Below are 3332 nucleotides of genomic sequence, written 5' to 3' on the forward strand. Positions count from 1 at the left end.
CCTCCTCCGTGCTTTTGTTGCAACCGAATTTCAAGCTTGCGATTGCCAGTAGAAAAATCAGGCTCCGCCTGACTGAAATGAATGTGCTCACGTTTCCTTCTTTCAAAATAGATTTAAGCGGCTCCTGCTGAACCTCAAAAGATTCTACACAGATTCTGTTCATTCATTGTGAATATAGCACAAATTCAGAATCCTTATCAATCTTTGTTTTTCGATGGCCATAAGTAGCGGCAGATGTTGCGAAACGTTCTTATTTCCAGTCCCGCTGCATCCCCATCAACAGCTTCACCGTCATCGGCATCGCGGCCTGGCCTTTGGGAATCTCCATTTTGAAGCCGAGTCCGCCGTTCTGAAAAAATTCGATGGGATAGGGCGCGCGGCGCATCATCCCATCAACCCATTCTTCGAACGATTTGCCGGATTCTCGCTGCACGGCGTCGCTGAATTTGGCGCGACTCTCCCGGGCTAATACACGCAAACTCTTCAAACCCAGCGCTGTTCCCAACAATTTCAAACTGGCCAAACCGAGCAGATTGCGTGCAGGCAGCGGCAGCTTGCCAAAGCGATCGGTCAATTCATCGGAAATGGCTTCGATTTCCGCCAGCGAATCAGCTTCGGCAAGGCGGCGGTAAATCGCTACGCGCTCTTCCGGCAGATCGACGTAATCCGCCGGCAGAAACGCATCGCCGTCGAGATCAACCCGGCATTGCTCTTTTTCAACGAACGGCTCGACGGATTCGGGCTGCGCTTCGTGGCGCGCTTCACGCACCGCCTCGTCCAAAATGCGCGTGTACAAATCGAAGCCAACCGCGTCGATCATGCCGCTTTGCTCCGCGCCCAGCAAGTTGCCGGCGCCGCGAATTTCAAGATCGCGCATGGCAATTTGAAAGCCGCTGCCTAGATCGGTGAATTCTTCAATCGTCTCCAGGCGCTTGATCGCCTCATTGGAAAGATTCCGGATCGGCGGCACCACGAGATAGCAATAGGCCTTGTGGTGACTGCGGCCCACGCGCCCGCGCAGTTGATAAAGTTGCGCCAGACCAAAGCGGTCCGCGCGATTGATGATCATCGTGTTCACGTTCGGCATGTCAAGGCCGGACTCGATGATCATCGTCGCCACCAGCACGTGATAATCGCGCCGCACGAAATTGACCATCACCTCTTCCAACTCGTGCTCATTCATCCGGCCGTGCGCCACGCCAATTTCCACCTCCGGAACGAGCGCACGAATCAATCCGGCAATGCGATGAATCGAGCTGATGCGATTGTGTACCACAAATACCTGGCCGCCGCGATGAATCTCGCGCATAATCGCCGTGCGCACGAGATCGCGATCAAGCTGCGCCACCTCAGTGTGAATCGGCAGGCGGTCGCGCGGCGGCGTGTTGATATTCGACATATCGCGCACACCGGTCAGCGCCATGTGCAGCGTGCGCGGAATCGGCGTGGCCGAGAGCGTGAGCACATCGACATTCACCTTCAGCTTCTTGAGCAATTCCTTGTGGCGCACGCCGAAACGCTGTTCTTCATCAACAATCAGCAAACCGAGATCTTTGAACGCGATATCCTTCGACAACAAGCGATGTGTGCCGATGATAATGTCAACCTCGCCTTGTTTAAGACGCTCGGCAATCCTCTTTTGTTCTGCGCTCGAGCGGAAACGCGACAAAACGTCGACGCGCACGGGATAGCGCTGCAATCGGCTGCTGAAGGTGTTGTAATGCTGTTGCGCGAGCAGAGTCGTCGGCACAAGCACCGCCACTTGCTTGCTGTCTTGCACAGCTTTGAAGGCGGCGCGAATCGCAACCTCGGTTTTGCCGTAGCCGACATCGCCGCAGACCAAGCGATCCATGGGCTTCTCGCCTTCCATGTCGCGCTTGACTTCTTCGACGGCACGCGCTTGATCGGGCGTGTCTTCATATTCAAATGAAGCTTCGAGATCGCGCTGCCAGATTGTGTCTGCGGAAAACGCATAGCCCTTCTCGGCTTCGCGCGCCGCGTAAAGCTGGATCAAATCGCGTGCAATATCCTTGATGCGCTTTTTCGTGCGCGCTTTGAGTTTTTCCCAATCAGTGGAGCCGAGTTTGTGCAGCTTGGGCGCTGCGGATTCGCGTGCGGTGTATTTTTGTACACGATCCATTTTATCCAACGGCACATACAGCTTGTCTTTATCAAGATAGTGAATGACGATGCACTCTTGCTCATTCTCTCCAATTTTGATGTGTTCGAGTCCTTGATAAACGCCGATGCCATGATCGACATGCACGATGTAATCACCGCGCTTGAGCGACTTGAGTTGGCGGAACGTAAGTCCGGTTCTCTGCTTGCGGCGCTTGCGAATGCGGCGCACGCGGCCGTAAAATTCGTGATCAGTATAAACAACGAGATTTTGTTGCGGCAAACTGAAGCCGCCGTGAATCGGGCCGGTGAGCACATGGAGGCGATACGCCGCCAATTCACTTTCTTCCAACAACTCGCCGATGCGTTCGGCGTGCGTCGGAGATTCGCAAACAAAAAAAATTTTGGGGGGATCCGGACTTTGGCTTTTTTCCTTGAATGATTCCAGATCGAGACGCAACGCTTTGAGATCGCCGTGCAGCGAGGGTTGTGGAATCGCGTGTAAATCGATGAGATCGTCTTCGCTATCGTGATGAAATTGCGCGAACGTCAATTGCCGGAATTTTTGAAAGCGCCCCGCGAAGGCCTGCCAGCTTTGCTCATCGAGATCATTTGCCACATCGGATTCAAGCCAATCGCCGTCATCCGTGCTGGATTCGACTTTGCCGTCGTTCAACGCCGCAAGAATTTGATCGGGACGAAAAAAACAAACGATGGTGTTTTCGGGAAAATAGTTGAGCAGCGTCTGCGTTGGCGCTTTTTTAGATGTCGAGGACTCTTTGCCATTCTTGCCCTCTTCCGCCAGAGCAACAATATTCTGCGGCAGCAAAATCACTTTAGAGATTTCGCTTTCGGAGCGTTGCGTGGTGGGATCGAACTCGCGCAGCGACTCGACGCGGTCGCCCCAAAACTCGATGCGTACCGGCAGCGTGCGTGAAAGTGGAAAGAGATCAATGATGCCGCCGCGCACCGCCAGCTCGCCGGGCTGCTCGACTACCGGCTGGCGCTCGAATCCCATTTCGATCAACTGAGTGATCAGCGTTTCAAACGGCAGCTCGTCGCCCAGCCGCAGTTCGATCTTCTTCGCATGCAAAGCCTGCGGTGAGAGCAATGTTTCAAGCACGGCCTTCGCCGTCGTCAACACCACCGGCGGCCGGGCCTTGCCGAATTCCTTTTTGCTGTTGTATTCGACGAGATGCTCGATCGCCTCAACC

Annotated in this window: 1 protein-coding gene; it reads right to left on the reverse strand. The window is 54.4% G+C overall.

Features of this window, described 5'->3' with window-relative positions; genetic code table 11:
• Positions 1–250 precede the first annotated feature (250 nt).
• Positions 251–3332: transcription-repair coupling factor (gene mfd, locus FBQ85_28370; GenBank protein MDL1879048.1), on the reverse strand; the 3082-nt coding region annotated here is incomplete at its 5' end.

Source organism: Cytophagia bacterium CHB2, from assembly GCA_030263535.1.
Classification (GTDB): Bacteria; Zhuqueibacterota; Zhuqueibacteria; order Zhuqueibacterales; family Zhuqueibacteraceae; genus Coneutiohabitans.